This window comes from Pseudorhodobacter sp. W20_MBD10_FR17, assembly GCF_052119765.1.
GTDB lineage: Bacteria > Pseudomonadota > Alphaproteobacteria > Rhodobacterales > Rhodobacteraceae > Pseudorhodobacter.
The window spans coordinates 186,674-213,365 of record NZ_JBGQOQ010000003.1 but is presented as its reverse complement, the minus strand read 5'-3'; the positions used below and the strand labels follow the sequence as shown (position 1 = coordinate 213,365).

The following is a 26,692-nucleotide window of genomic DNA, read 5'->3' as shown; positions in this document are numbered from 1 at the left end:
TCCAGCCATTGTTTAGTCCTCCTGAAAACGGGATAATCATATCCCAATTGGTGGACCACTTCAGTGGGGGCATTCCAACCGATCTTAAGGTTCTGTCACGGACCCTTGGCGTTGTTATGAAATGCACCGGCTATTAATCGATCTGTATTTGGCTTGGAGTATTTGATACGACCAAGCGTCTGACGTCAGACACGGTATAAAAAAGCCCACGCCATTTAATCTGGTGTGGGTTTTTTAATAGCGCAGGCTAGGCGGTGCAAAGCTGTCTGGTTTCAGGCCATCGTGGCGGCAATCGCCACGATTACAATGATCACAACACCGCCAATAATGGCGTGTGGGCGGCCCAGCGGGCCAATTCCTGTCCGCGCGCTAAGGGCTGGCAGGTTTTGGCCAAGCGTAAAGTTTGACAGCTTTGGCAAATCATCCTTAATCCATTCGCGCAGCGAGTGGTCAGAGCGTTTGACTTCGGGAATTGCCACGATGGGCCGCAGATCAAGCTCGCGCTCTAAATGGCTGCGGGTGCGCAAAACCGGGCGGATGTGATCCAGTATAAAGGCCGCGATTAATCCAACGACCAAGCTGGCAATGACTCCAGCCATTGCCAGCTTTCGCCGCCCGCCGCTGATGGGGTAATCAGGTTCCGCAGCGCGTTCCAGCATGGTAAAGGTTTCAGATTGCTGAAGATCTTGCAGCTTTGCATCCGTCTCGGCACTGGCGCTTTTGCGTGCTACCTCGGCATATTGGCTTTGCAGCTGGGTCAAGTTGCGCTGATAGGTGTCGATCGTGCGGTCGAAATCTTGTGCCTTGGCCAATGTTGCCAAAATCTCGGCCCGTCGCACTTCTAGGGCCTGTGCCTGTGCCGACTGGGTTTCGATTTGCGCGATCAAGCTGTCAAGCTGGCGGCTGTCTGTCACGCGCAGCACTTGTTTGCGGTCAATCACAGCGCGGTCATTGCGCGCGGCAACAAGCGATTGATCAAGTGAGCGCAGCTCGGTTTCTATGCCCGTCAGTTCGATCCGCAGGCTATCGCGTTGGGCGGGCAGGGCATCAAGGTTTTTGGTCTGATACTCGGCCAAAGTACTGCTGACCGTGTCGATCTGCGCTTTTAACCCAACCTCTTCCTGACGAAAAAAGCTAAGGGCTTGGCGAAGTTGCTCGGCTTGGCTATTGGCACCCGCGTCCAAAATCCCTTGGGCAAAATCATTCGCCACGCGGGCGGCTTGGGCGCGAGTGCCCGCCTGTGCGCTGATCAAGAGCGCCGAAACCTCGGACGGTTGACCAAAGCCGGCCGAGGCAGCGCTTGCAACCGTTTCAAACCGTAACCCAATGCGCAGCAGATGCACCTTTTCGTCATCGGTTAGCGCCGTGCCCGCGAACAGGCCATGCCGCGCGATCACGGCAAGCATGTTTTCGCGGGTTGTCAGCTGTTGCTGGATGGTTTGCAACCGCTGCGCCGAGTTTTCACGAGGGGTGGTTGTGGTCGTATCCGTGGTTGCCGCATTCGGGCTTTGCACCTGAATAACGGCGGTGCTTTCAAACACATCCGGCTTTGACATCACATAAAGCAAGGTCATTACGATGCCAAAAACTGCCACCACCCCGATAAGAAGGCGTCGGCGCACCAGCAACCCGATAAGTTCGTCGATGCTTTGAATCTGGCTCATACTATACTCATATCACGATTTATTATTTTGATAGCGGCGCAAGCTGCGGTCTTGGGCGCGATTCAAAACCACGCCCATCAAAGGGCAATGATCCGCAAACAGGCGTTCGCAGGCGCGTACATCTTCGGCGGTGGTTTTCGTGCCGTCAACCACCAGCAAAACCGCGTCAACCATCGGTAAAAGGGCCAGAGCATCATCACTGACCAAGGTTGGCGGCGCGTCTATAATCACCATTTCCGGGTCCAGTTGCGCCACCATCGCTGACAGTGACGTGGCAGTTGACGGTTCATGCAGAACCTCGGCGGCATCGGTCTGCGCTGTGTCATTCAGCCCCAGCGCCAATGTGCGGCCAACGCGTTTGAAGTGGCTTTCCAGCGGTTGATCGCCATTCAGAAAATCGCGGATCGTGCCCGCGTCGGTCAGGCCAAACAGCTTGGCCAATCCGGGATTGCGCAGCTCCATATCCAGCAGGACGGTTTTGCTGGATGGGCGGCGCGCAAGGCTAAACGCAAGGTTCGCCGCAATATAGGTTTTACCGCAGCCATGGGTGGGCGAGGTAACAGCGATCCGCTTCCATCCGCGCTCTTGCATGGCATGCAGCAAACGGGTGCGCAGAATATCAAAATAGTCGGTCGCATTCGATTGTTGCGTATTTGCGAACAGACCTTTTCCAATCAGCGCAGCCGCATCCAGCGTCACAGTGCTGAGTGATTCCCACACCCGTTCTGGGTTTGGCTGCGCCAGATTAAGGGCAGTACTGGCTGGCGCGGGCGCGCCTGCGGCCACGACAGCGGGCATTTGTGCAGGTGTCATTGTGCCACGAAATACCGAAACCGCCGATGACGGAGGCCGCTTTACCTCTTCTGCCATTTTACGGAAGCTTTTGTCATCCATTGGCGCTTGCCCTAAATCCTTCTGCCTATTGGCAGAAGACATCAAGATATCGTGGTCAGCCATACGAAATCAGGCTCCTGCTGCCCGGTGCGACGGTTGCCGACACGGGCGGTTACACAAATAGGTACCCGCTTTGCAGCAGGCGAGTTTTCAGGCCGTTTTACGGCAGCACCCAAATGATGCGCGCCAATCAGATTCGCCCGAGCCCCCGCTCAGAAACTTATGTCTAACAGATAATGCCTGAAAATAAAAGCCGTCAGGCCGTGCAAGGGTGGTCTAGGAAGGGTGTGGCAAATGCGGTTATAGTCGTGCCAAGTCCTTCAGGTAAAAGCAATCCATGCCCTCTAGCGCCCCCCTCGATCTATCGCCTCGTCCCCACCCGTGCAAAGGGGTGGATGCCGTTGTGATTGGCCGAAATGAGGGCGCGCGCTTGCAGGCATGCATTGCGTCTTTGATCCCGCAGGTTGATCGGGTGATCTATGTGGATAGCGGGTCAACGGATGGCAGTGTTGAACTGGCGCGGGCCTTGGGGGCAGAGGTTGTCCCGCTCGAGATGACCCAACCCTTTACCGCAGCACGGGCGCGCAATGCAGGTCTTGAACGGGTGCGGGGGGGCTATGTCCAATGCGTCGATGGCGATTGCGCGGTTGATGCCGATTGGGTGGCAACGGCTTTGGCCTTTGCGGCAAGCCAGCCGCAGGCCGTGGTCATTTGTGGTCGCCGTCGCGAACGGTTTCCCGATGCCTCGGTCTATAACCGGTTGATTGATGCCGAGTGGAACACCCCCGTTGGCCGCGCCCTGGCGTGTGGTGGTGATGCCTTGATGCAGGTCGCTGCGGTGCGCGCGGTAGGCGGTTTTGATGCCAGCCTTATCGCGGGCGAAGAGCCGGATCTGTGCTTGCGCTTGGCGCGAAATGGGGCCGAGATCTGGCGCATTGATGCCGAGATGACATTGCATGACGCAGCGATCACGCAGTTTTCCCAATGGTGGAAGCGCAGCCGCCGGGCGGGCCATGCCTTTGCTGAAGGAACCGCACGGCATGGGCGCGCGCCCGAGCGTCATTGGGTCGCTGAAGCCCGCCGCGCCGTGATCTGGGGGTTGGGGGTTCCTGCGGTGGCGCTGGTGGCTGGTGCGCTGCATCCTTTGGGTGTTGCGGTGCTGCTGGCTTGGCCTTTGCAAGTGCTGCGTCTGACCCCGCGCTTGGGCGGTGAGGCTGCGATCTTTACGGTGCTAGGAAAACTGCCCGAGGCACAGGGGGTGTTGGGGTATTGGTGGGGGCGGTTGCGGCGCAAACGCGCGGGCTTGATCGAGTATAAATAGGCCCTGCTTGGGCCAACCTCCGTTTAGGTCAATCTCAGCGCCGCCACCACGCTAACCATGCCTGTTCGGGCAATATCGCGGCACAGCTAACATAGCGCGGCACCATGCGTTTGGGTTCTTGCAACGTCCGCCACAGCCATTCCAGCGCAAATTGGCGTGCCCATTCGGGGGCGCGCTGCTGATACCCCGACAGAAAATCAACGCCAGCGCCCACCGAGGCAAACCCCGCTTGCGGCGCGATTTTGCGACCATAGGCGGCAAACTCTTCTTGCTTGGGCGCGCCAAGGGCGATCAGGCACAGGCAAGGGCCGTCCGTGGCAATCTGCTGCAAGGCGGTATTTGCGGCCTCACCCGTAGGATCAAACCCATAAGCAGGCGCGATTGTGCGTGACACAACGACCCCCGGCACGTCTTTGTACAGCGCGCGGGCCGCACCCTCTAACGCGGTTGGCGTGCTGCCAAACAGCACCACAGGCCGCCCCGCCGCTGCCGCCACGCGCACCAATGGCATAACCAAATCCGAACCGGGGACCAAGCCCACAGGGCGGCGCGCCAGCTTTGACAGCCAGACAATCGGGTTACCATCCGCCACAACCAAATCTTGCTGCGCATAGGCCGCGCGAAACTTTTTATCACGGCGCAGTTTTACAAGGTGGTCAAGGTTGATGGTGGCCAGAGCAAACCCCGTACCTGCGCGTAACCGCCGCGCCACTTCGGCCAAAATAGAGGCCGTATCTGTGTGGGTGATCACAATTTCCGTGCTGCCAAAAACAAACTTCATACCGATTATCCTAACCCAGAACGCACAGTTCCTTAGCATCAAGTCCACGCCAGAGCGTGATTTTGCGCGTGTCAAAACGGGCAGAGTGCGCAACACTTTGTTTCTGAAATACGGTGTGTTTGCAACGGCCTGACTGCAATCCCTAAAAAATAATTACTTTTTATGATTTATTGCCGCCGCAAAACACAGCTACCAACTGTGAAACCGTGTTGGTGGGCAACACTTGGTCTGCGCTGCGCAGGCATTGGATAGTTTGTCGGCATGTTGCGTGCTATTAAGGCGTCTGAAACACGCGGCAGGCACAGCGCCATTGCCGCCAAAGGATAAATGCGCCGGCGATGCCCAATGCACTTGCCTATATCATGTTGCTTGTCTGGCCCGTTATCGCAACGGTGCTGTTTCGACGTTTGCCGCGTGAAAAAGCGCTGATCTGGTCTATCCTTGCGGCCTATATGGTGCTGCCGCCACTGGCGAATATCAACCTGCCCGCTGTGCCGGATATGGATAAATTCACCATCGCGAACCTATGCGCCTTGGCGCTTACGATCTGGGTGCTGCACGAAAAGGTCAGCTTTTTTCCGCGCAGCTTGATCGGCCGTGTTTTAATCGTGGCTTATGTCGTCAGCCCTTTTGCCACGGCAATCACCAACCCTGACGTCATTCCAATCGTCGCCAAGGATGTGCCCGCATTGCGGTTGTATGATTCCGTGTCGACCATCAGCTATCAATTCATCGCGCTGATCCCGTTCTTTCTGGCGCGGCAGATATTGCGAACCGAAGCCGCGATGAAAGTGATGGTAGGTGCGCTGATCGCGGCGGGCTTGGTCTATTCTTTGCCGATGTTGCTTGAAACGCGGATTTCGCCGCAGCTGAACATCTGGATCTACGGCTTTTTTCAGCACGACTTTGCGCAAACTATACGGGCGGGCGGATTTCGCCCGATTGTGTTTATGCCACACGGGCTGTGGGTGGCTTTTTTTGCGCTGATGTCGGCGATGTCGGCGTTGATTGTTTTGCGCACCAGTAGCGCCAATGACAGGCCGCGCGATTTGGCGATATTTCTGTACCTGATGTTCTTGTTGTATTCCTGCAAAAGCGTGGGGCCGGTCGTCTATGCCTTGGGGCTTACCCCGATCATCTTGTTGGTTGGGCGACGTTGGCAACTGCTTTTGGCCGCAGCGCTGGGCGTGGTTGTCATCACCTATCCGTTGCTGCGCGGCGCGCATCTTATCCCGCTCGATACTCTTCTTGATTACGCCATGTCTATTAGCGCCGAGCGCCACCAGTCGCTGAATTATCGTATCGTGAACGAAGAACAGCTTTTGGCCCGCGCGATGGAAAAACCGTGGTTTGGTTGGGGCGGTTATGGGCGCAACCTGATCCTTGATCCCGTCACGGGCGGGATTTTAACCGTTCCAGACGGCCAGTGGGTTATCGTTTTGGGCACTTATGGGTGGCTTGGCTATATCTGTGAATTTGGCCTGCTGATCCTGCCGTTGATGTATCTGGCGCGCGAGGCTTTGTTCCAGCGGTCCGCGGCGTTTTCGCCCCTTGCCTGCACGATTGCCCTGATTTACGCGGCCAACCTTGCCGATTTACTGCCCAATGCCACGCTTATTCCGTTTACATGGCTGATGGCGGGGGCGTTGTTGGGCTATGCTGAAACCTTGGCAAAGCAGCGCAAGCGCGATGCAATGGCACAGCGCAAGGCCAGCTTTGTGACACGTGCCGGACCGCGCACGGTTTTGTGAGTCGCGCGGCCTGTGATTCGGGGTGGGCCGGTTCAATCGGCGTGCCTCACTGTTTCCATATGTGGGCCAATCATCGGGTTTCGTTCTTGTTAAAGGAACAGTTTGGGGCACCATTCGCCCTATTTTATGCGGCGCAGGGCGGTACCATGGCAGCAATGTGGCAGCACTGCGGCATTGTCGCCGCTGGTGCAATGATCGGCCTGTGCCACAGTAGCGGCTATTCAAATTGGGCAATTTACGGTAATTTAGTGCAATAGAATAAGTGGTTATCGTGGCGTCAGCGCAAGGCCCCGATGTGTAAGACGCAGTGAAAGGGCCAAGGTACGCATAATGGCAGACGTGGCAAACCAGACGGAACTGAGTGAAAACGATATCGCGATTGTTGGCATGGCCGCACATCTTCCGGGTGCGGGGTCTGTTTCGCAATATTGGACCAATCTGGCCGCTGGTGTTGAAAGCATCCGCCATCTAACCGAGGCCGAACTGCTGGCCGCTGGCGAAACCCCCGCCCGCATGCGCCACCGCAACTATGTACCCGCCGCCGCCCCCTTGGATAATTTCGATCATTTCGATGCGGAATTTTTTGGGTTTTCGCCCAAAGAGGCCGCGATCCTTGACCCGCAGCACCGCCAATTCCTAGAGGTGGCTTGGGAGGCCTTAGAAGACGCTGGCCACCCGCCTGAATCCTTTCCCGGTACGGTGGGCGTTTACGGCGGCTGCGGCATGGGCAGCTATTTCTATTTCAACCTGTGTTCCAATCTTGATCTGGTCGAAAACACCGGCATGTTTCTGCTGCGCCATACCGGCAATGACAAAGATTTTCTGTCCACCCGCGTCAGCCACATCTTTGACCTGAAAGGCCCGAGCATTAACGTGCAAACGGCCTGTTCTACGTCCTTGGTCGCCGTTCACTATGCCTCGCAGGCGTTGTTGACGGGTGAATGTGACATGGCGCTGGCCGGTGGCGTGACGATTGAGCTGCCGCAAGGGCGGGGTTATATCTTTAACGATGGGGAAATTCTGTCGCCCGATGGCCATTGCCACGCCTTTGACGCATCGGCGCAAGGCACGGTTTTCGGCTCGGGTGCGGGTGTGGTCGTGCTGCGTCGTGCGCTGGATGCGGTGCGCGATGGCGATCATATTTGGGCGATCATCAAAGGCTCGGCTGTTAATAATGACGGCTCGGCCAAGGCGGGCTATCTGGCCCCGTCGGTCGATGGCCAAGCCCGCGCGATTGCCGAAGCACAGGCAATTGCAGGTGTGACCGCCGACACCATCGACTATATTGAATGCCACGGCACGGGTACGTTTCTTGGCGACCCGATTGAGGTTGCCGCCCTGACCGAGGCCTTTGCTGAAACCACCGATGAGCTGGGCTTTTGCCGTATCGGTTCGGTGAAAACCAATATCGGCCACCTTGATACAGCCGCCGGTGTTGCCAGCCTGATCAAGACCAGCCTGTCGCTGCATCACGGCCAAATGCCGCCGAGCCTGAACTACACCACGCCAAACCCGTCGATTGATTTTGAATCCTCGCCTTTCCGCGTAAATGATCGGTTGACCGACTGGACCCGTCGTAAAGGCCCGCGCCGTGCGGGTGTCAACGCGTTGGGTGTGGGCGGAACTAATGCGCATGTTGTGGTGGAGGAGGCGCCCCTGCGTGCCCCTTCGGGCGAGAGCGATTGGCCGTTCCAACTGTTGGTTTTGTCGGCGAAATCCAAGGCGGCACTGGACGGGCAGGCCAAAAACCTTGCCGCCCATCTGCGCGCCCACCCCGAACAGCCGCTTGCCGATGTGGCGTGGACGTTGAAAGAGGGCCGCCGTGCCTTTGAAAAACGCCGTGTTGTTGTCGCTGACAGCCACACCGCTGCCGCCGATCTGCTAGAGGGCAAAGACCCGCGCCGTATCTTTAACCACGACCAGATGGATGCCCCCGATGTGGTGTTCATGTTCCCCGGTGGCGGCGCGCAATATGCGGGCATGGCGCGGGATTTGTACCAGACAGAACCCGAGTTTGCCGATTGGATGGATCGCGGTTTGGACATCCTGCAACCGAAGCTCTCCTATGATATCCGCGCGCTTTGGCTGCCCGAAAAGGGGGGTGAGGCCGCGGCGAATGAGGCGTTGAAAAAGCCGTCCGTGCAGCTGCCGCTGATTATGATCACCGAATATGCGCTGGCGAAACTGTACCAGTCTTGGGGTGTTCAACCACAGGCGCTGGTTGGTCATTCCATGGGCGAAAACACCGCTGCCTGTTTGGCAGGGGTGATGAGCTTTGAAGATTGCATCGGCTTGGTCCATCTGCGCGGTATGTTGTTTGATACGGTCCCTGCGGGCGGGATGTTGTCGATCCCGCTTGATGAGGCCGAGGTGCGCCCGCTGCTGACCGATGATCTGGATATGGCGAGCGTCAATGCACCGGGCCTGTGCGTCGTCTCTGGCCCCGATGCCGCGTTGAAAACGCTAGCCGAAACCTTTGCCGCGAGGGATGTTGAGACCCAGCGCATAGCAATTGATATCGCGGCCCATTCTAAAATGTTGGACCCAATCCTTGCGCGCTTTGGCGATTATCTGCGGACAATCGCGCTGCACGCCCCGCAATTGCCGATCATCTCGGACCGCACAGGGGGGGAACTGACCGTCGCACAGGCCACCGATCCCGAATATTGGGTCGCGCATCTGCGCAACACGGTCAATTTTGCCGCCTGCATGGAGGCGCTGAAAGCCACCAGCCGTGTGTATCTAGAAATGGGGCCGGGGCGTGCGATGTCGTCGCTGGCCCAAGCCAATGGCGTGCCTGCGGGCCAGGTGATTGCGGCCTTGCGCCACCCTGAACAGACCATCCCCGATGATCAATGGCATATCGCCACAATCGGGCGGCTTTGGGCCTGTGGTGTTGATGCCGATTGGACGCCGATTTGGGGCGATGCCGCGCGTCACCGTGTGCCGCTGCCCACCTATGCTTTTCAACGCAAACAGTATTTTATCGAACCTGGGCAGGTGGCGGCAACTGCCCCCGACCTGCCGATGCGGGTTGAAGATGTGGCAAAATGGGGCTGGCAAACCCATTGGCGGCCCCGTGCGGTTGAAACGGATGTGGATATTGAGGCGGGTCTTGATGGGGTCGCCCCGCAAACCTGGCTGGTGTTTATGGATGCCGCAGGGCTGGCCGAGGCGGCCTTTGCGCCGTTAATCGCCGCAGGTCACAGGGTTATCCCCGTGCGGCCGGGCGATGCGTTTGGCGCTGATGGCAAGGGCGGCTACCGGCTGGCCCCTGAACGCGGCCGCGAAGACTATGACGCGCTGCTGAAAGACCTGATCGCGCATGGGAACACGCCCAGCCGTATCGCGCATTTCTGGCTGGTGACCGACGGGGAAACCTTCCGTCCCGGCTCCAGCTTTTTCCATCGCAATATCGAACAGGGGTTTTATTCGCTGATGTTCTTGGGCCAAGCCTTGGCCGAGGAAAATCTTGCGCAACTACTGCATATCACGGTGTTTTCCAACGGTGCCGCGCAGGTGCGCGACGAAGGGCTGGCCAATCCTGAAAAGGCCACCATCGCAGGCCCTGCCATGGTTATCCCGCGCGAAGTTCCGGGGGTGACGTGCAGCACGCTTGACCTGCAGCTGCCGGTGCGGGCGCGGCGCGGTAAGGCAGATTATTCGGGGTTGGCCTTGCAGGTGCTAGACGAACTGCTGGCACTGCCTGCCAATCATGCTGCGGCCTTGCGCGGGGCAAAACGGCTGGAACGTGGGGTAAAGCCCGCGGCGCTGCCCGATACCCCGCTTGCCATGCCGCAAGGCGCGCCTGTGCTGCTGACGGGTGGTTTTGGCGGCATCGGCCTGACACTGGCGGAAAAGCTGATCACCGATCATGGCGCGAAAATTGCGCTGATCGCGCGGCGGGTTTTGCCTGCACGCAGCGCTTGGCCAGCCTATTTGGCAAAACACAGCCCCTCGGATGGCACCAGCCGCCGTATTCTTGCGCTGCAACGGTTGGAAGGGTTGGGCGGGGACGTGATGGTGCTGACCGCCGATGTGACCAACGCGCAAGATATGCGTGCCGCGGTGGCTGAGGCGACCAAGCATTTTGGCCCTATTCACACCGTTATCCACGCAGCGGGCGTGATTGATGACGGCCCGCTGCTGGCAAAATCACCGGCTGCTGTAGAAGAGGTCTTTGCGCCCAAGCTGCACGGGACACGCGTGCTGGAAGGGCTGTTCCCCGATGGCGCGATTGAACGGCTGGTGCTATTTTCATCGACGTCAACCGTGACCGGACCTGCGGGGCAGGTCGACTATATCGCGGCGAATGAATACCTTAACGCCTATGCCCAATCGCGCAAGGGTGGCAAAACCCATGTTACCGCGCTGAATTGGGGCATTTGGGCCGATGTTGGCATGGCCGCCGAAGCGCTGGCCGATCGCACGGGAATACGGCCGCCTGCGCCCCGGCTGCCCATAGATCAGCCGATGTTGGATGAGGCGACGTTTGATGACAAAGGGCATCGGCTGTTCACGGCGCATCTGGGCCCTGACCGTTGGGTTTTGGACGGCCACCGCACCAAAGCGGGCCACGCGCTGATCCCCGGCACAGGCTATCTGGAAATTGCCGCCGAGGCGATGGCGCAGGAAGGGATGACGGCATTCGAGATCCGCGATCTCTATTTCTTCCGCCCGCTGGATGTGCCCGATATCCGCGCGGTTTTGACCCCAACGGATGAGGGTTATAATTTTGAGCTACGCTCTGGCGTGACCGCGAAAGGCCGTGCCGGCTGGCAGTTGAACGCCCAAGCGCGGCTGCTGCCGCTTAGCGGCGCTGCGCCGCAGATTGATGCCGGCATCGCCGCGCGCTGTGCTGCGCCCGAGCGCGGCCATGGCTTGCCATCGCCACAAGAGGCGCATCTGAATTTTGGCCCGCGTTGGCGGGTGCTGAACGCCTTCGCCTATGGCAAGGGCGAAGGCATTGCCGAGCTGGCCTTGCCTGCCAAATACCAATCCGAGGCGGGGCCGTGGCGGCTGCACCCGGCATTGATGGATTTGGCAACAGGCTGGGCTATGGGGTTGATTGAGGGCTACTGCCCCGACCACCTTTGGGTGCCAATGTCCTATGCAACTGTGCGGGTTTTTGCGCCTCTGCCTGCCACCATTACCTCTTGGGTGCGCAATGCAGCCCCCAACCGCGCCAATGATGCGACTGCGGTGTTTGATGTGACTTTGGCCGATGCCACCGGCAAGGTGTGTGTTGAAATCACGGGCTTTACCATTCGCAAGCTAGAGGGCGCGCTGTCGTTCACCGCCCCCGATCCGCGCGAGTTGACCTTTGACAATACCAGCGACAAGCAGTTGTCGCCTGCCGAGGAACGGCTTGCGCATACCCTGTCGCAAGGCATCCAACCCGCCCAAGGGGCCGAGGCGTTTACCCGTGCGCTGGCGCTGAATGCGCCGCAAATCATCGTCTCCTCGCTGGACCTGCCTGCCCTGATCGCGCAAACTGCACGGACCGAGGCCGCGCCGAAACAAGGCCAGAGCTTTGAGCGCCCCGACCTCGACAGCGACTATATCGCGCCGCGCAATGATATTGAGCGCACCCTGACCGGGTTTTGGCAAGACCTGCTGGGCGTGGGCCAAGTCGGTGTTATGGATGACTTTTTCGCGTTGGGCGGCCACTCACTGATCGCTGTGCGCCTGTTTGCCATGGTGCGCAAAACCTACCGCACCGACTTCCCGATCTCGGTACTGTTTGAGGCCCCGACTATCGCCGCCTGTGCGGCCTTGATCGAGGATCGCATCGGTCCACAACACACCGCCGAGGCACCCAAAACGCCGAAACGCCGCTTTACCCATCTGGTCGCGATGCATGAACGCGAAGGCGGGCCGAAAACGCCGTTCTTCCTTGTTGCGGGCATGTTTGGCAACGTCTTGAACCTGCGCCACCTTGCACAGCTTATCGGCGGCGACCGGCCGTTTTATGGCCTGCAAGCGCGTGGCCTCTATGGCGACCAGCCGCCGCACACCAGCATCCCCGAGGCTGCGGCCGATTACATCGCCGAACTGCGCCAAGTGCAGCCGCATGGCCCCTACCTGCTTGGTGGCTTTTCGGGTGGCGGGCTGACGGCATGGGAAATGGCGGCACAGCTGGAACAGGCGGGCGAAGAGGTGGCGCTGTTGGCCTTGCTGGATACACCTTTGCCGCTGCGCCCTGGCCTGTCACGCCCTGACAAGGCCCTGATAAAGCTGGCCGAGCTGCGCAAAGGCGGCCCAGCCTATCTGATCGATTGGGCCAAGTCGCGGTGGGAGTGGGAGCGCACAAAGCGCAACGCCGCGCCCGTCGATACCGAAGGCGCGTTCCACAATGGCGCGATCGAGGCTGCCTTTCGTGCCGCCTTGCCGCTGTACAGCTTGCCCTTGCGCCACGGCACCACGGCGCTGTTTCGCCCACCGCTGGATCGGCACTGGCAGGTTGGAAACGGTAACTGGGTCAGTGCTGCCAAGGAATATGTGTTCCCCGACAACGACCTAACCCGTTTTGCCCCCGCGCTGCGGGTGGTCGAGGTGCCGGGTGATCACGATTCCATGGTGCTGGAACCGAATGTCCGCGTGTTGGCTGGTGCCCTGCGCCATGCCATTGCGGATGCCGAACCTGATGCCCAACCTGATACGGGGTCAATTTTGGCCACGGCGGCGGAATAACCTATGAAAACCCTTTTGACCGTCATTCTAAACTGGCGCACGGCCGCCATGACCCTGCAATCCGCCGAGGCGGCGCTGCGTGAAATGCAAGATCTCCCCAGCGCTTTGACCATCGTTGACAACAACAGTGGCGATGGCTCATTCGAGACGCTGACCGCCGAGGTTGCCGCGCGGGGCTGGGACACAGGGCAAACGCCGGTGCGGGTTATCCAGTCGGGGCATAACGGCGGCTTTGGTGCGGGCAATAACGTGGGCATCCGTGCGGGGCTGCCAAACGGGGCGCGGCCCGATTACGTCTATATCCTGAACTCGGATGCTTTTCCCGATGCGGGGGCCATCCGCGCGCTCTATGACCACCTGAACGCCCACCCGGGCACAGGGTTTGCTGGCAGCTTTATCCACGGCGATGACGGCGCACCGCACCGAACTGCCTTTCGGTTTCCGTCTATCTTGGCCGAGTTTGAGGCCTCGGTGCGGTTCGGCCCCGTCAGTCGCCTGTTGCGCCGCTATATCGTCGCCCAGCCTATCCCGACAGTCACCACGCGGGTGGATTGGCTTGCCGGTGCCAGCCTGATGATGCGACAAGATGTGCTGGATGACATCGGCCTGTTTGACGAAACCTTCTTTCTGTATTTTGAGGAAACCGAGCTGTGCCACCGCTTGGCCGTTGCAGGCCATGCTGTCGATTATGTGCGCGACAGCCATGTCACCCATATCGGTTCGGTTTCGACCGGAATGCGCACATGGGCGCGGATGCCTGCCTATTGGTTTGACAGCCGCCAGTATTATTTCACCAAAACCCATGGCAGCGTCTACGCCATTTTCGCCACAATATCGCTTATATTCGGATCTATGTTGTGGCGGCTGCGGCTGTTGGTCCAACGCAAAGACCGGGGCGATCCGCCGCGCTTTCTGCGTGATCTGATAGCCCATGCCGCGCGTTGGTTTGCCCGCGGTGCACAACATAAAATGCCCCCCGTGCAAGCGCCCGTGACGGGGCCCGCAACGGGAACGGTCACCGAGTAACCCCGCACCTGCGGGGAAGGAGAGTACGATGTCTAACGCCCTGATTATTGGCAACGAATCCCTAACCATCCAGTGCGCACAGGCGCTGTTGGCACGCGGCCATTCCATCGCGGCACTGGTCACACGCAACGCGGACGTGCGGGCGTGGGGGCTGGCCCAAGGGCTGCGGGTTGAGGCGCAAGATACAGGGCTGGCCGCCCGTTTGGCAGGCCTGCGGGTCGATTGGCTGCTATCCATCGCCGACTTGAATGTGGTTCCCGCATCGGTGTTGGCGCTGGCGGATCAGGCTGTGAACTTTCACGATGGCCCCTTGCCGCGCTATGCGGGCCTGAACGCCCCCGTTTGGGCTATATTGAACGGCGAATCCCAGCATGGCATCACATGGCACCGCATGGTTGCGAGCGTTGATGAAGGCGCTATCCTTGCCCAAACTCTGTTTGACATTGCCGCAAATGAGACTGCACTGACGCTGAACACCAAGTGTTTTGCGGCGGCGATCGACAGCTTTCCCGCTGTTATGGATGCGCTCGAATCTAACGCCGCAGGCACGGCCCAAGACCTTAGCCAACGCAACGAGTATCGCCGCGCCGACAGGCCCGCCGCCGCCGCGCGTCTGAATTTCAACCAAAGTGCCGATCAGGTTTCTGATTTGGTGCGTGGCCTCGATCATGGCAGCTACCTCAATCCGGTCGCCATGCCAAAAATCGAAATTGCAGGCCGCATTTTGCTGGCCACCAAGGCCGAGGCCTTGCCTGCAGGCGATGGCATCCCCGGCACCGTGACCGAGGCAAATGAGTCCGGCCTGATCGTTACTTGCACCACTGGTGCCTTGCATCTTGCAGGCTTGCTGGATTTGAACGGTGCTGCGGTTTGCCCGAAATCCTTGGGCGTTACCTATCTGGCCAGCCCCGATGATGCCGCCCCGATCACAGCCGCCATTGCCGCCGCGGCCCCGCATGAGGGCGCAATGCGCCGCGCGTTGGCTGCGCTGATACCGCTCGATTTGCCACAAGGCGCATCGACTTCGCCCGATTGGCAAAGCCTGCCGCTGACCTCCTCTGCCTTTGCGAATGCGTTGGGCGTGGCGCGGGCTTTGGGTCAAGGCGCGCTTGATCTGGCTGTGCAATCGCCGCAGCAATCGCCGTATCTGTCGGGGTGGTCGCCACTACATCTTGATGCAAACGGCACGTTGGAACAGGCGAAAACCGCTTTTATCACGGCGTTGACTGCTGCCCAATCGGCCCCCGGTTTCGCCATAGACCTGCCGCACCGTGACCCTGCGCTTGCCACGCTGCAAACCCCTGCCATTGGTCTTTCCGATGCAGACCCCGTTCGCGGAACAGCCATGACCCTGACCGACGATGCCCTGCATTTTGATGCGTCCAAAATTACCGCCGCCGATGCTGCCGGTTTTGCCGCCCGCATTGAAACACTGGCGGCGGCGCTGCAAACCGCCAGCCCGCAAACCCTTTGCGCCGATCTGCCGATCTTGCCGCAGGCCGAGCGTGACCTGATCCTGAACCAATACAACGACACCGCCAAAGACTATGACCACAGCCTAACCGTGCATCAGGCATTTGAGGCGCAGGTGCTGAAAACCCCCGATGCCCCCGCCGTGGTGTTTGAGGCCAAAACCCTAACTTATGCCCAGCTGAACATCCGCGCCAATCGCGCCGCGCATGTGCTGGCGGGTATGGGTGTGGCCCCCGGCACGCTGGTTGGCCTGTGCGCCACACGCTCGCTGGATATGCTGATCGGTGCGCTGGCCATTCAAAAGGCCGGTGGCGCCTATGTTCCGATGGACCCCGCCTATCCCGCCGACCGTATCGCGCTGTTTATTGAAGATAGCGCTGCGCCTGTGATTGTGACCCAAAGCGCACTGGTGGATGGTCTGCCAACCGGTGACGCGCAAACGCTGTGCATCGACAGTGATCCCCGCATCGCTGACGCCCCCGACACCAACCCAAACAGCGGCGTCACCAGCGCCGATCTTGCCTATATGATCTATACATCCGGCTCGACCGGCAGGCCCAAAGGCGTGATGGTTGAACATCGCAACGTTGCCAATTTCTTTGCAGGCATGGATGACCGGATCGACCACGCCGCAGGTTCGGTTTGGCTGGCTGTCACCTCGCTGTCGTTCGATATTTCGGTGCTGGAGCTGTTTTGGACGCTGGCGCGCGGGTTTAAGCTGGTGCTGTCGTCGGATGAAAACCGCGCTTTGGTATCGTCTGGCACCATCACGTCCGCACGCGGGATGGAGTTTTCCATCTACTACTGGGGCAATGATGATGGCGCGGGCCCCAAGAAATATGAGATGCTGCTGGAAGGTGCGAAATTCGCCGATGCCCACGGGTTTTGCGCGGTTTGGACACCCGAGCGTCACTTTCACGCGTTTGGCGGCCCTTATCCGAACCCCTCGGTCACAGGTGCAGCCGTGGCGGCGGTCACCAAAAACATCGGCGTGCGGGCTGGGTCTTGCGTGGCCCCCTTGCACCATCCGGCGCGGATCGCCGAGGAATGGGGCGTCATTGACAACCTGACCAACGGCCGCGCGGGCCTTGCGATTGCCAGCGGGTGGCACCCCGATGATTTCGTGCTGCGCCCCGAAAACACGCCGCCCAACAACCGCGATGCGATGTTTAAATCCATCGATCAAGTCCGCCGTTTGTGGCGGGGTGAGGTGGTCGATTTTCCAACCGCATCGGGTGGTACATTCGGCGTGGCCACCCAGCCGCGCCCCGTGTCCAAGGAGCTGCCCATTTGGGTCACCACCGCCGGAAACCCCGCCACTTGGCGTGAGGCGGGCGAGATTGGCGCAAACGTGTTGACCCACCTTCTTGGCCAGTCGGTTGAGGAAGTCGGCGATAAAATCAAGCTCTACCACGATGCCCTGCGCGGCGCGGGCCATGATCCTGCTAATTTCAGCGTCACCCTGATGCTGCACACCTATATCGCCCGTGATCGTGAGCTTTCCCGTGACATCGCCCGTGAACCGATGAAGGATTATCTGCGCTCGGCGGCGGGGCTGATCAAGCAATACGCTTGGGCCTTTCCTGCGTTCAAGAAACCAGCAGGTGTTGAAAGCCCGATGCAGATTGACTTGCAATCGCTGTCGGATGAGGAAAACGAGGCCATCCTCGACTTTGCCTTTAGACGGTATTTTGAGGAGTCCGGTCTGTTTGGCACGGTCGACGATTGCCTTGCCCGCGTTGAGGGCCTGAAGAAAATCGGTGTGACCGAGGTGGCCTGTCTGATCGATTACGGTATTGCGACGGAAACGGTGATGGAGGGGCTTTATCCGCTGGCCGAGGTGCTGCGGCGGTCCAATCAATCGGGGCCGGAAGCGCATGACTTTTCCATCGCCGCACAGCTTGTGCGCCACAAGGTGACCCACCTGCAATGTACGCCGTCAATGGCGCGGATGATCGCGATGAACGATGACAGCCGCGCAGCCCTATCAGGCGTGAAAACCCTGATGCTGGGCGGCGAGGCGCTGCCCTCGGCGCTGGTTGAGGATTTGGGCCGCGCCACCAACGCTCATATTGAAAACATGTACGGGCCGACCGAAACCACCATTTGGTCCACGACTGAATCTGCACGTGCAGGGCAGGGGGTGGTTAATATCGGCACACCCATAGCCAACACGCAGGTCTATGTGCTGGATGATGCGCAATCGCCTGTGCCACTGGGTGTGGCTGGTGAGCTGTGGATCGGCGGCGACGGTGTGACGCGCGGCTATTGGCAACGCGATGACCTGACGGCCGAGCGTTTCTTGCCCAATCTGTTTCATGCGGGCCGGATGTACCGCACTGGTGACCTTGTGCGCTGGCGCAGCGATGGCAAGCTCGATTTCCTTGGACGCGCTGACCATCAGGTCAAACTGCGCGGGTATCGGATAGAATTGGGCGAGATTGAAACCGTGCTAGAAGGCCAGCTCGGCGTGGATCAAGCCGTTGTTATGGCACGCGAAGATACCCCCGGCGATCTGCGGCTTGTCGCCTATTTGCGCGGCACGGCCCATGAGGCGGCCCTGCGCCCCGCGCTGGCTGCGGTAATGCCGGCCCATATGGTGCCGCAGCATTTCGTGACGCTGCAAAGCTTTCCACTGACACCAAATCGCAAGGTTGACCGCAAAGCACTGCCGGCCCCCTCGGCAGCTTTGGCGCCTGTTACGGAAACCTATGTTGCCCCGATTGGTGTGGCCGAGGCACTGGCGGCCATTTGGTCGCGGGTTTTGGGCGTGCCAAAAGTCGGTGCCAAGGATAACTTTTTTGCCATCGGCGGGCATTCGCTTTTGGCCGTCCAAGCCCACCGCGAAATCCGCGCCGAGCTGGGCGTGGCCAAGCTGTCGATCACCGACATCTTCCGCTTTCCTGTGCTGGAGGCGCTTGCCGCACATATCGGAAAAGCCACAGGACCCGTGGCTAAACCCGCACTTCAACCAACGTCGGTGCAGGACGCGGCCCCCACAATGACCGCACCTAACACAGGTGCGGAGACACGGGCGAATACACGGGCTGATGCGATGGCCCGCCGTCGCGCGATGCGCCAGCGGGCAAATAGCTGATGCCCGATCTTGCGGCCCCCGACCTTGCGGCCCTTGCGGCGGCAGCGCGGGGCCTGTTGCCGGGAACCGCAGCCGTCGCTGCAACCGACCCAACCCAACCCGCGCCAGCCCTTTGGCGCGGCGAGGCGCTGCCCAACGCCATAGACGCCCGCCAGCGTGAATTTGCAGCGGGCCGTCACGCTGCACGGCAGGCGATGGAGCAGCTGGGCTGCCCCGCACAGGCCATCCCAATCGGTGCCGACCGCGCGCCGATTTGGCCCACCGGCCTGAACGGTTCGATCACCCATAGTGCCGCGCTTTGCCTTGCTGTGGTCACGCAGGCCCCGCGCTTTATTGGCATTGATCTGGAACCGGCAACACCGTTGCCGCCCGACCTATGGGATACGATCTTGCTGCCAGACGAATGCGCCACCCTTGCCCGCGCGCCCGATGCGCCGCTTATGGCCAAGCTTGTCTTTTCCGCCAAAGAGGCGGCCTATAAGGCGCAATATGCGCGCTCCAAAACCCTGTTCGGGTTTGAGGTCATCCATATCACCCTTGGCGCCACGCATTTTACCGCCCAGTTTACCCAAGATGTTCCGGGCTTTGCGGCTGGCAGCACCCTCGGCGGCCGATACACCCAAACTCAAGGCCATTTCTTAACAGTGGTTACCGCCTAAGGCCGTTTGCACAGGGTTCATTTGTCATTTGATCTGCTAGGGCCAAACGCTTTCACACGCCCATAATCAGATTCTTCTATGTGTTGGCCAAAACATCCCCTATCCTTAGGCCAAAGCAAAAGCGTGCCACGCTTTTTGTAAAAGGGAGGTTAAAATGTCATCATCCACTGTGAAAAAGGTTATCGCCACCACCAACGTTATCGCTTGGGCCGGGTTTTGGGCCTTTGGCTATCTGGCGCTGTCGGCGGATTGGACCAACACGGCGCAAGTAACTGTCGCCTTTATTCTCGCGGCCGTTGGTGGCGGCTTGGGGATGTGGGCCTATTTGCGGCTTGTGCGTTTCAGCGAAGACAGCGGCTATGCACCGGCCCCACCGCGCGCCGACCGTTCGCACCTTGAACAAGAGTATCAGGCCTCGACCAAGCACTAACCCAGACAGTGGCAGCTTTGGCGAAATCTCGCCCATGTTTGAAACCCAAACCGTCACGCTTGCGTTAACCCTTTGAACCTTGCGCGAAACCGCTAAGCTTTGTGGTAGGGTGCAGTTAGTTATCCGCAATCGGGCCAAGGGAGTAGGTGTTATGCGCAAAGCGTCAGTCGCAATTTTGATGGGTCTTGCCTTTGGGGCGGGCCCGATTTGGGCCGAGGACCGCTCATTCATTACCGGGAATGATCCGGCTGATCCCGTCAGCACTGTGGCGGTGGCAAGCGAGGTGTTTCGCATCTCGCGCGCGCTGGGCGCTGCCGGTTTCACCACCCTCGACGGCAGCAACCTTGGCGCCGACGCTCTGCGTGGTCGCTTGGATCAGGTTCTGCGCGAACTGGGGCCAACCGATACGCTAGTGATTTTGCTGGCCGGTGATTTCGCGCATTCCGACCGCCAAACCTGGTACCTGCCGCCCAATCCTGCCGATCCATTGACGCTGGCCAATATTGGCGCTTCGGCCATTAACCTTGCGACGGTGCTGGATATTGCCGCCCTTGCGCCGGGGCGGGCGCTGGTAATGCTGGGCACCGATGGCAACCGCTTGTCGCTGGGGCGCGGGATAGCCGCTGGCCTTGGGGATCTGGAAATTCCACAAGGTGTGGCGGTGGTGCAGGGAGGCACCGCCGATCTGTCGCGCTTTGTCCAATCGGGTCTTACCACACGCGGCCAAAGCCTTGCGCAAATGCTGCGCGGTGCGCGTGATCTGACGGGCAGCGGCTATTTGCCCCAAGGCATCGCCTTTCGCGATATGCTGACAGTGACAACGCCCACCAAAACCGTTGATGCCGAAAAAGGCCGCGCCGAAGAGGCCGCGGCTTGGGCCGCCGCGCAAAAGGCAGGTACAATTGCCGCCTATCAGGCCTTTGTGCAAACCTATCCCGCCAGCCCCAACTATCGCACCGCGATGACCGAGCTGACCCGCCTGCGCAACGACCCCATGCTTTTGGCGCAACAAGCCGAAGAGGCGCTGAACCTGAGCCGCGACCAACGCCGTGCCATTCAGCGTCAGCTTACGCTGCTGGGGTTCGATACGCGCGGGATTGATGGCATCTTGGGCAGGGGCAGCCGTGCTGCGATAACCGCGTGGCAAAAGGCGCAAAGAGCCCCCGCCACGGGGTACCTTTCGGCGCTGGAACTTGACCGCCTTGCCGCCGCCGCCGACCGTCGCGCCGCCGAGTTAGAGGCCGAAGCCGCCGCCCGCCAAGCCCAGCTTGACGTCGAGGACCGCAGCTTTTGGTCGCGCAGCGGGGCAGGCGGAGATGAGGATGGTTTGCGCACCTATCTGCGCCAATACCCTGACGGGCTCTATGCCGATATCGCCACCAACCGCCTTGCCGCCTTTGATCTTGCCCGCCAAAACCAAGCCGCCGCTGCCGACCGCGCGGCATGGCAGCAGGCCGAACAGACCAATACCAGCGACAGCTATGGCACCTACCTGAACCAATTTCCCAAAGGGGCCTTTGTCGCCGAGGCGCAAACCCGCATTGATGCCGCACAAGAGGCCGATGGGGTTGGCGATCGTGGCGAGGCCCGCGCCGCAGCCCAAGCTGCCGAGGATGCGTTGGGCCTGAACTCTCTGACCCGCCGTCTGATCGAGCAACGGCTGGCAAGCCTCGGCTTTGATCCGGGCACAGCGGATGGTATCTTTGACGAAAAAACCCGTCGCGCCATCCGCCGCTTTCAAAAGGCGCGCGGCCAAGAGGTGACAGGCTATGTCAACCAAACCGCAATCGTTGCCTTGCTGGCAGGCGCAGTGATCGGCATTGGGAATTAAAATCTGACAGGCCCGCGCATTGGGTGGGGCCGCACCGAAAGCTGCCCCAAACGTACGAAAAATGCAACGGCGCATAAGAATCCGCAGCTGCCTTCTTGTCGGGCGGCCCTGTGCAGCTTACATGACGCCCATGCGCAAATTTGTCCCCTTCACGAAAAAACCGCCCTTCGTTCCCGTCATCCGGCTGTCTGGCAGCATCGGAGCTGGCAGTCGTTTCAGCCCTGCGCTGTCAGATGCAAGCCTTGCCCAGCAGGTTGACCGCGCCTTTACCCGTGGCAAACCGGCGGCAGTGGCCCTTATCATCAACTCGCCCGGCGGCTCGCCGGTGCAATCCAGCCTGATCGCCGCCCGCATCCGGCGGTTGGCCGATGAAAAGGGCATCCCTGTCCACGCGTTTGTTGAGGATGTCGCGGCATCGGGCGGGTACTGGCTGGCCTGCGCTGCCGATAATATCTGGGTTGATAACAGTTCAATCGTGGGGTCTATCGGCGTGATCTTTGCCAGCTTTGGCTTTCCGGGCCTAATGGCGAAACACGGGGTTGAACGCCGCGTGCATACGGCAGGCACCTCAAAATCGCTGGCCGACCCGTTTCTGCCCGAAAAGCCCGAAGACGTGGCGCGGCTAAAGGCGTTGCAAGAGCCGATCCATAACGCGTTTATCAACCATGTCACATCACAGCGCGGGCAGCGGCTGTCGACCACAACCGACCTGTTTAACGCCGATGTTTGGGTAGGGCAGGGCGCGGTTGATGTTGGGCTGGCCGACGGCGTGGCGCATCTGGTCCCCAAGATGAAATCGCTTTATGGCGACAAAGTTAAGCTGAACATCGTGGGCGAGCGGAAATCTATGCTCCAACGCCTAGGGATTAGTTTCGGCGGGATGGGTGCCTCTCTCGCCTCGGGTGCTATGGCCGAGGTTGAAGACCGCTCACTCTGGGCGCGTTACGGGCTGTAATGATAAAAGTCGTCACAATTTTCCTGATCGTGATCGTCACCTTGGCGATGTTTGGCAAGCTGGGCTGGCTGGGTAAAATCGCGCCCAAGGGCCTGAAGCGCGCAAATAAGCCCAAGCTTTGCAAAAAATGCGGCCGCCATATCATTGGGTCCAAAGGTTGCGATTGCCGCTTGCCCCCTGCTAACAAAGGATAATCCGGTCGATGATGATGGATATTGCGTATGTGGTGGCGGGGCTTATCCTGCTTGTTTTGGCTGGCGATGCGCTGGTGCGTGGTGCGGTCAACCTTAGCCTGCGTTTGGGCATTCCACCGTTAATCGTTGGCCTGACCGTCGTCGCCTTTGGCACTTCGGCGCCCGAGCTGTTGGTGTCGGTCAAGGCCGTTACCGATGGCGCGCCGGGCATCGCGCTGGGCAATGTGGTTGGGTCTAACATCGCCAATATCCTGCTGGTTTTGGGCATTCCTGCGATCATTTCCACCATACATTCCAGCGACCTTGGCGTATCGCGCGGCTTTATCACCATGCTAGCCGCCACGGCGCTGTTCATTGCGCTGTGCTTTGTTGGCCCGATCACTTGGTGGCATGGGCTTATTCTTTTGGTCGGCCTCGGATTTATGCTGTTCGACAACATCCGTACCGCCCGCAGCACCCGTGCCGTTGCGTCAGAGGATGATCTTGAGGGCGCAGACCCCTCGGCCCCGTGGTGGAAAATCATCGCCTTTCTGGTTGTCGGCCTGATCGGTCTGCCACTTGGCGCGAACTTTCTGGTTGAAGGGGCTGCCAGTATCGCTCGCGTCTTTGGCATATCTGAAACCGTGATCGGCCTAACTCTGGTCGCCATTGGCACCTCATTGCCTGAACTGGCCACCTCGATCATCGCCGCGTTTAAAAAACAGGCCGATGTGGCGATGGGCAATGTCATCGGCTCTAACGTGTTTAACTTGCTGGGTATTATCGGCGTTGCGGGCTTTGTCGGCGACATCGCTGTGCCTGCGTCCATGCTGAACTATGACCTTTGGGTCATGGCGGCGGCGTCCCTGCTGCTGATCCCGTTTATCCTGATGCGCCATCACATCACCCGCGCGGTGGGCATCGCTTTTGTCGCGGCCTATGTCGCTTATACTGTCTCATTGGTGGCTTGAATGGCGCGCGCACTTATCACCGGGGCTGGTCGCCGCTTGGGCCGCGCAATGGCGCTGTATTTGGCGGGGCGCGGCTATGACATAGCAGTCCATTACGCCAGCTCTGAAGCCGAGGCCGATAGCCTTGTGGCTGAAATTACTGCCATGGGCCGCCATGCTGTGGCTGTGCAAGCCGACCTGCTGGATGAGGCGCAGACCGAGGCGCTGATCCCCCGCGCCACAGCAGCCCTGGGGGGCCCGCTGACGGTGCTGGTCAATAACGCCTCTATCTTTGAGCATGACACTGTCGCCACTGCCACCCGCACCAGCTGGGACAGGCACATCGGCTCCAACCTCCGTGCTCCGTTTCAGCTGACCCAGGCCTTTGCAGCCCAAGCCTTGCCCGCGATCATTGATGAAAATGGCGAAGCACTGGCCCCTTCGCTGATCATTAACATGGTCGATCAGCGCGTCCTCAAGCTGACGCCCGAATTCATAACCTACTCGTTGGCCAAAATGGGCCTTTGGGCGCTGACCCAAACCACCGCCCAAGCGCTGGCACCTGCCATTCGGGTCAACGCCATCGGCCCCGGCCCGACGATGAAAGGCGCGCGCCAATCGGTCCAGCACTTTGCCGGACAGCGCGCCAATACCATCCTGAAACGTGGTGCAAACCCCGAGGATGTTACCGCAGCGCTTGGCTATTTCCTTGATGCGCCCTCGGTGACAGGCCAGCTTTTATGCGTTGATGGTGGCCAGCATTTGGCGTGGCAAACCCCCGATATCCTTGGGGTAGAATAGCCCCGCAGCTTTACCCTGCGACAAGTTGTGCACTGCCCGCAGGATTGTTACAAAACCTTAATGATTTCTCCTTTCATATCAGTCGCTTGCCAGTGTTTTAAAATAATAACGTTTAAAAGCAATGACTTGAATATGTGCCTATTTTTTGGGCAAACCCTCGAAGAGGGCTGAAAACAAGGGGAAATCTAGGCTGCCAGAATAGTTTCAACAGAGTTATCCACAGAAAATGGGGATAGGTTTGCTCTTGCCCTTGGCCCTGTATCATTGCAGCACCAAGGGAATCGATGAACCGCATAAGGGATGATCTAGCGTGACGGAAAACGCACCAAGCATTGCCACCGGGCATGAGGTGATACAGGCCTACCTGAAAACGCTTGACGGGTCGCCGGGCGTTTACCGGATGCTGAACACTGCATCCGAGGTGCTTTATGTTGGCAAAGCCCGCAACCTGCGCAACCGTGTGTCAAACTATGCCCGCATCACCGGCCATTCGGCACGCATCCAGCGGATGATTACCGAAACCGCGACGATGATGTTTCTGACCACCCGCACCGAAACCGAGGCGCTGCTGCTTGAACAAAACCTGATCAAGCAGCTGAAGCCGCGCTACAACGTGCTGCTGCGTGACGATAAATCTTTTCCCAATATTCTGATCCCTACCGACCATCCCTTTCCGATGATCAAAAAGCATCGCGGCAAGCGCTCGGAAAAGGGTCATTACTTTGGCCCCTTCGCCAGTGCCGGTGCCGTAAACCGCACCCTGAACCAGCTTCAGCGCGTGTTCTTGCTGCGCAACTGCACGGATGCGATGTTTGCGGGCCGCACCCGTCCCTGTCTGCAATATCAAATCAAACGCTGTGCCGGCCCCTGCGTTGATAAAATAAGCGCCGAGGATTATGGCCGCCTCGTCGCGGATTCCAAGCGCTTTCTTGATGGCAAAACCACGGATGTTCAGGCCAACCTTGCCGCTGAAATGGCCCGCGCCTCGGACGCGATGGAATTTGAGCGCGCCGCAGCCCTGCGCGACCGGATCAAGGCGCTGACCCAAGTGCAATCGGCCCAAGGCATCAACCCCGCAACGGTGCCCGAGGCCGATGTGATCGCCCTGCATTTGGAAAAGGGGCAGGCCTGCGTGCAGCTTTTCTTTATCCGTGCGAACCAATCTTGGGGTAACCGCGATTTCTATCCTCGTATCCCCGCCGGTGCCGAGGAACCCGAGATTTTGGAGGCCTTTATCACCCAATTCTACGATGACAAAGAGCCACCGCGCATGTTGCTGCTGTCGCATGCTGTTGATAACGAAGATCTGGTCGCGCAGGCGCTGTCCGAACGCGCTGGCCGCCGCGTTGAGGTGATCGTGCCCCAACGCGGCGAAAAGGCCGAGCTTGTTGAGAATGCCGCCCGCAACGCCCGCGAAAGCCTTGCGCGCAAGATGTCGGAATCGGCCACGCAAAACAAACTGCTGGGTGGGCTGGCCGAGGCATTTGAGCTCGATGCCCCGCCCAAACGCATTGAGGTGTACGACAACTCGCATATTCAGGGCACCAATGCCGTGGGTGGCATGATCGTGGCCGGTGCCGATGGGTTCCTGAAATCGCAGTACCGCAAGTTTAACATCAAATCCGCAGCCGGCGCCAACTCGGATGACTTTGGGATGATGAAAGAGGTGCTGACCCGCCGCTTTGAGCGCCTGCTGAAAGATGACCCCGAGCGTAAATCCGACGCATGGCCAGATCTGCTGTTAATCGATGGCGGGGCAGGGCAGGTGTCGGTCGTGGCCGAGATTATGGCCGAGTTGGGCGTTGACGATATCGCCATGATCGGCGTCGCCAAAGGCGTAGACCGCGATCACGGCAAAGAGGAATTCCACCGTGCAGGCCAGCGCCCGTTTGCGCTGCGTATGAACGACCCTGTCCTTTACTTCGTGCAGCGCCTGCGCGATGAGGCGCACCGCTGGGCCATCGGCGCCCACCGCGCCAAACGGGCCAAGGCGGTTTCGGCCACCCCGCTTGATGACATCCCCGGCGTCGGCGCTGCCCGCAAACGCGCGCTCTTGGCGCATTTCGGCTCGGCCAAGGCCGTGTCACGCGCAGCTATCCCAGACCTGATGGCCGTGGGGGGCATTTCCGAACCGCTTGCGCAAAAGATCTCGGATTTCTTCAACGCAAAAGGCTAGGTCCGCCCCGTCACCAC

At 59.6% G+C, this 26,692-nt stretch carries 16 protein-coding genes; 13 read left to right on the top strand and 3 right to left on the bottom strand.

Annotated elements, in window-relative coordinates:
- Nucleotides 1-272 precede the first annotated feature (272 nt).
- The gene (locus ACEN2J_RS03570) at nt 273-1,664 is read right to left on the bottom strand and encodes a Wzz/FepE/Etk N-terminal domain-containing protein (RefSeq protein ID WP_442103331.1); all 1,392 of its coding nucleotides are present in this window, start codon (nt 1,662-1,664) and stop codon (nt 273-275) included.
- A gap of 12 nt (nt 1,665-1,676) precedes the next feature.
- The gene (locus tag ACEN2J_RS03565) at nt 1,677-2,558 is read right to left on the bottom strand and encodes a CpsD/CapB family tyrosine-protein kinase (protein WP_442103329.1); all 882 of its coding nucleotides are present in this window, start codon (nt 2,556-2,558) and stop codon (nt 1,677-1,679) included.
- Between the two features lie 337 nt (nt 2,559-2,895).
- On the opposite strand from ACEN2J_RS03565, the gene ACEN2J_RS03560 reads away from it, so the two are divergent.
- Nucleotides 2,896-3,879 (top strand): glycosyltransferase, encoded by a 984-nt coding sequence (locus ACEN2J_RS03560; protein WP_442103328.1) that lies wholly within the window; start codon nt 2,896-2,898, stop codon nt 3,877-3,879.
- A 34-nt stretch (nt 3,880-3,913) separates the two neighbouring features.
- Here ACEN2J_RS03560 and ACEN2J_RS03555 read toward each other — a convergent pair whose 3' ends face one another.
- Complete coding sequence (locus ACEN2J_RS03555) at nt 3,914-4,660, bottom strand: WecB/TagA/CpsF family glycosyltransferase (RefSeq protein WP_442103327.1); 747 nt, start codon at nt 4,658-4,660, stop codon at nt 3,914-3,916.
- A gap of 338 nt (nt 4,661-4,998) precedes the next feature.
- On the opposite strand from ACEN2J_RS03555, the gene ACEN2J_RS03550 reads away from it, so the two are divergent.
- From ACEN2J_RS03550 to uvrC, 12 genes are all read left to right on the top strand, one after another.
- Nucleotides 4,999-6,411 carry a hypothetical protein gene (locus ACEN2J_RS03550; RefSeq protein WP_442103326.1) on the top strand — a complete coding sequence of 471 codons (1,413 nt, stop codon included), beginning with the start codon at nt 4,999-5,001 and terminating at the stop codon, nt 6,409-6,411.
- A 330-nt stretch (nt 6,412-6,741) separates the two neighbouring features.
- Nucleotides 6,742-13,104 (top strand): type I polyketide synthase, encoded by a 6,363-nt coding sequence (locus ACEN2J_RS03545; protein WP_442103325.1) that lies wholly within the window; start codon nt 6,742-6,744, stop codon nt 13,102-13,104.
- 3 nt (nt 13,105-13,107) lie between these two features.
- Nucleotides 13,108-14,130, top strand: a complete 1,023-nt coding sequence (locus ACEN2J_RS03540; protein WP_442103324.1) for a glycosyltransferase family 2 protein — start codon at nt 13,108-13,110, stop codon at nt 14,128-14,130.
- Nucleotides 14,131-14,158: 28 nt separating this feature from the next.
- A complete protein-coding gene (locus tag ACEN2J_RS03535; protein ID WP_442103323.1) occupies nt 14,159-18,700 on the top strand; it encodes a MupA/Atu3671 family FMN-dependent luciferase-like monooxygenase in 4,542 nt (1,513 codons plus the stop codon).
- On the top strand, nt 18,700-19,359 hold the full coding sequence (locus ACEN2J_RS03530; protein ID WP_442103322.1) for a 4'-phosphopantetheinyl transferase family protein: 660 nt from the start codon (nt 18,700-18,702) through the stop codon (nt 19,357-19,359). The genes ACEN2J_RS03535 and ACEN2J_RS03530 overlap by 1 nt, the downstream gene beginning before the upstream one ends.
- A 169-nt stretch (nt 19,360-19,528) precedes the next feature.
- Nucleotides 19,529-19,789, top strand: a complete 261-nt coding sequence (locus ACEN2J_RS03525; protein ID WP_442103347.1) for a hypothetical protein — start codon at nt 19,529-19,531, stop codon at nt 19,787-19,789.
- Nucleotides 19,790-19,940: 151 nt separating this feature from the next.
- The gene (locus ACEN2J_RS03520) at nt 19,941-21,620 is read left to right on the top strand and encodes a peptidoglycan-binding domain-containing protein (RefSeq protein WP_442103321.1); all 1,680 of its coding nucleotides are present in this window, start codon (nt 19,941-19,943) and stop codon (nt 21,618-21,620) included.
- 130 nt (nt 21,621-21,750) lie between these two features.
- Nucleotides 21,751-22,575: a S49 family peptidase gene (locus tag ACEN2J_RS03515; protein WP_442103319.1), complete on the top strand. Its 825-nt coding sequence runs from the start codon at nt 21,751-21,753 to the stop codon at nt 22,573-22,575.
- Nucleotides 22,575-22,769 carry a hypothetical protein gene (locus tag ACEN2J_RS03510; RefSeq protein ID WP_442103317.1) on the top strand — a complete coding sequence of 65 codons (195 nt, stop codon included), beginning with the start codon at nt 22,575-22,577 and terminating at the stop codon, nt 22,767-22,769. The genes ACEN2J_RS03515 and ACEN2J_RS03510 overlap by 1 nt, the downstream gene beginning before the upstream one ends.
- A gap of 11 nt (nt 22,770-22,780) precedes the next feature.
- Complete coding sequence (locus ACEN2J_RS03505) at nt 22,781-23,719, top strand: calcium/sodium antiporter (protein ID WP_442103345.1); 939 nt, start codon at nt 22,781-22,783, stop codon at nt 23,717-23,719.
- Complete coding sequence (locus ACEN2J_RS03500) at nt 23,720-24,499, top strand: SDR family oxidoreductase (RefSeq protein WP_442103316.1); 780 nt, start codon at nt 23,720-23,722, stop codon at nt 24,497-24,499.
- 310 nt (nt 24,500-24,809) lie between these two features.
- Nucleotides 24,810-26,675, top strand: a complete 1,866-nt coding sequence (gene uvrC, locus ACEN2J_RS03495; protein ID WP_442103315.1) for an excinuclease ABC subunit UvrC — start codon at nt 24,810-24,812, stop codon at nt 26,673-26,675.
- The last annotated feature ends 17 nt before the right edge of the window (nt 26,676-26,692 follow it).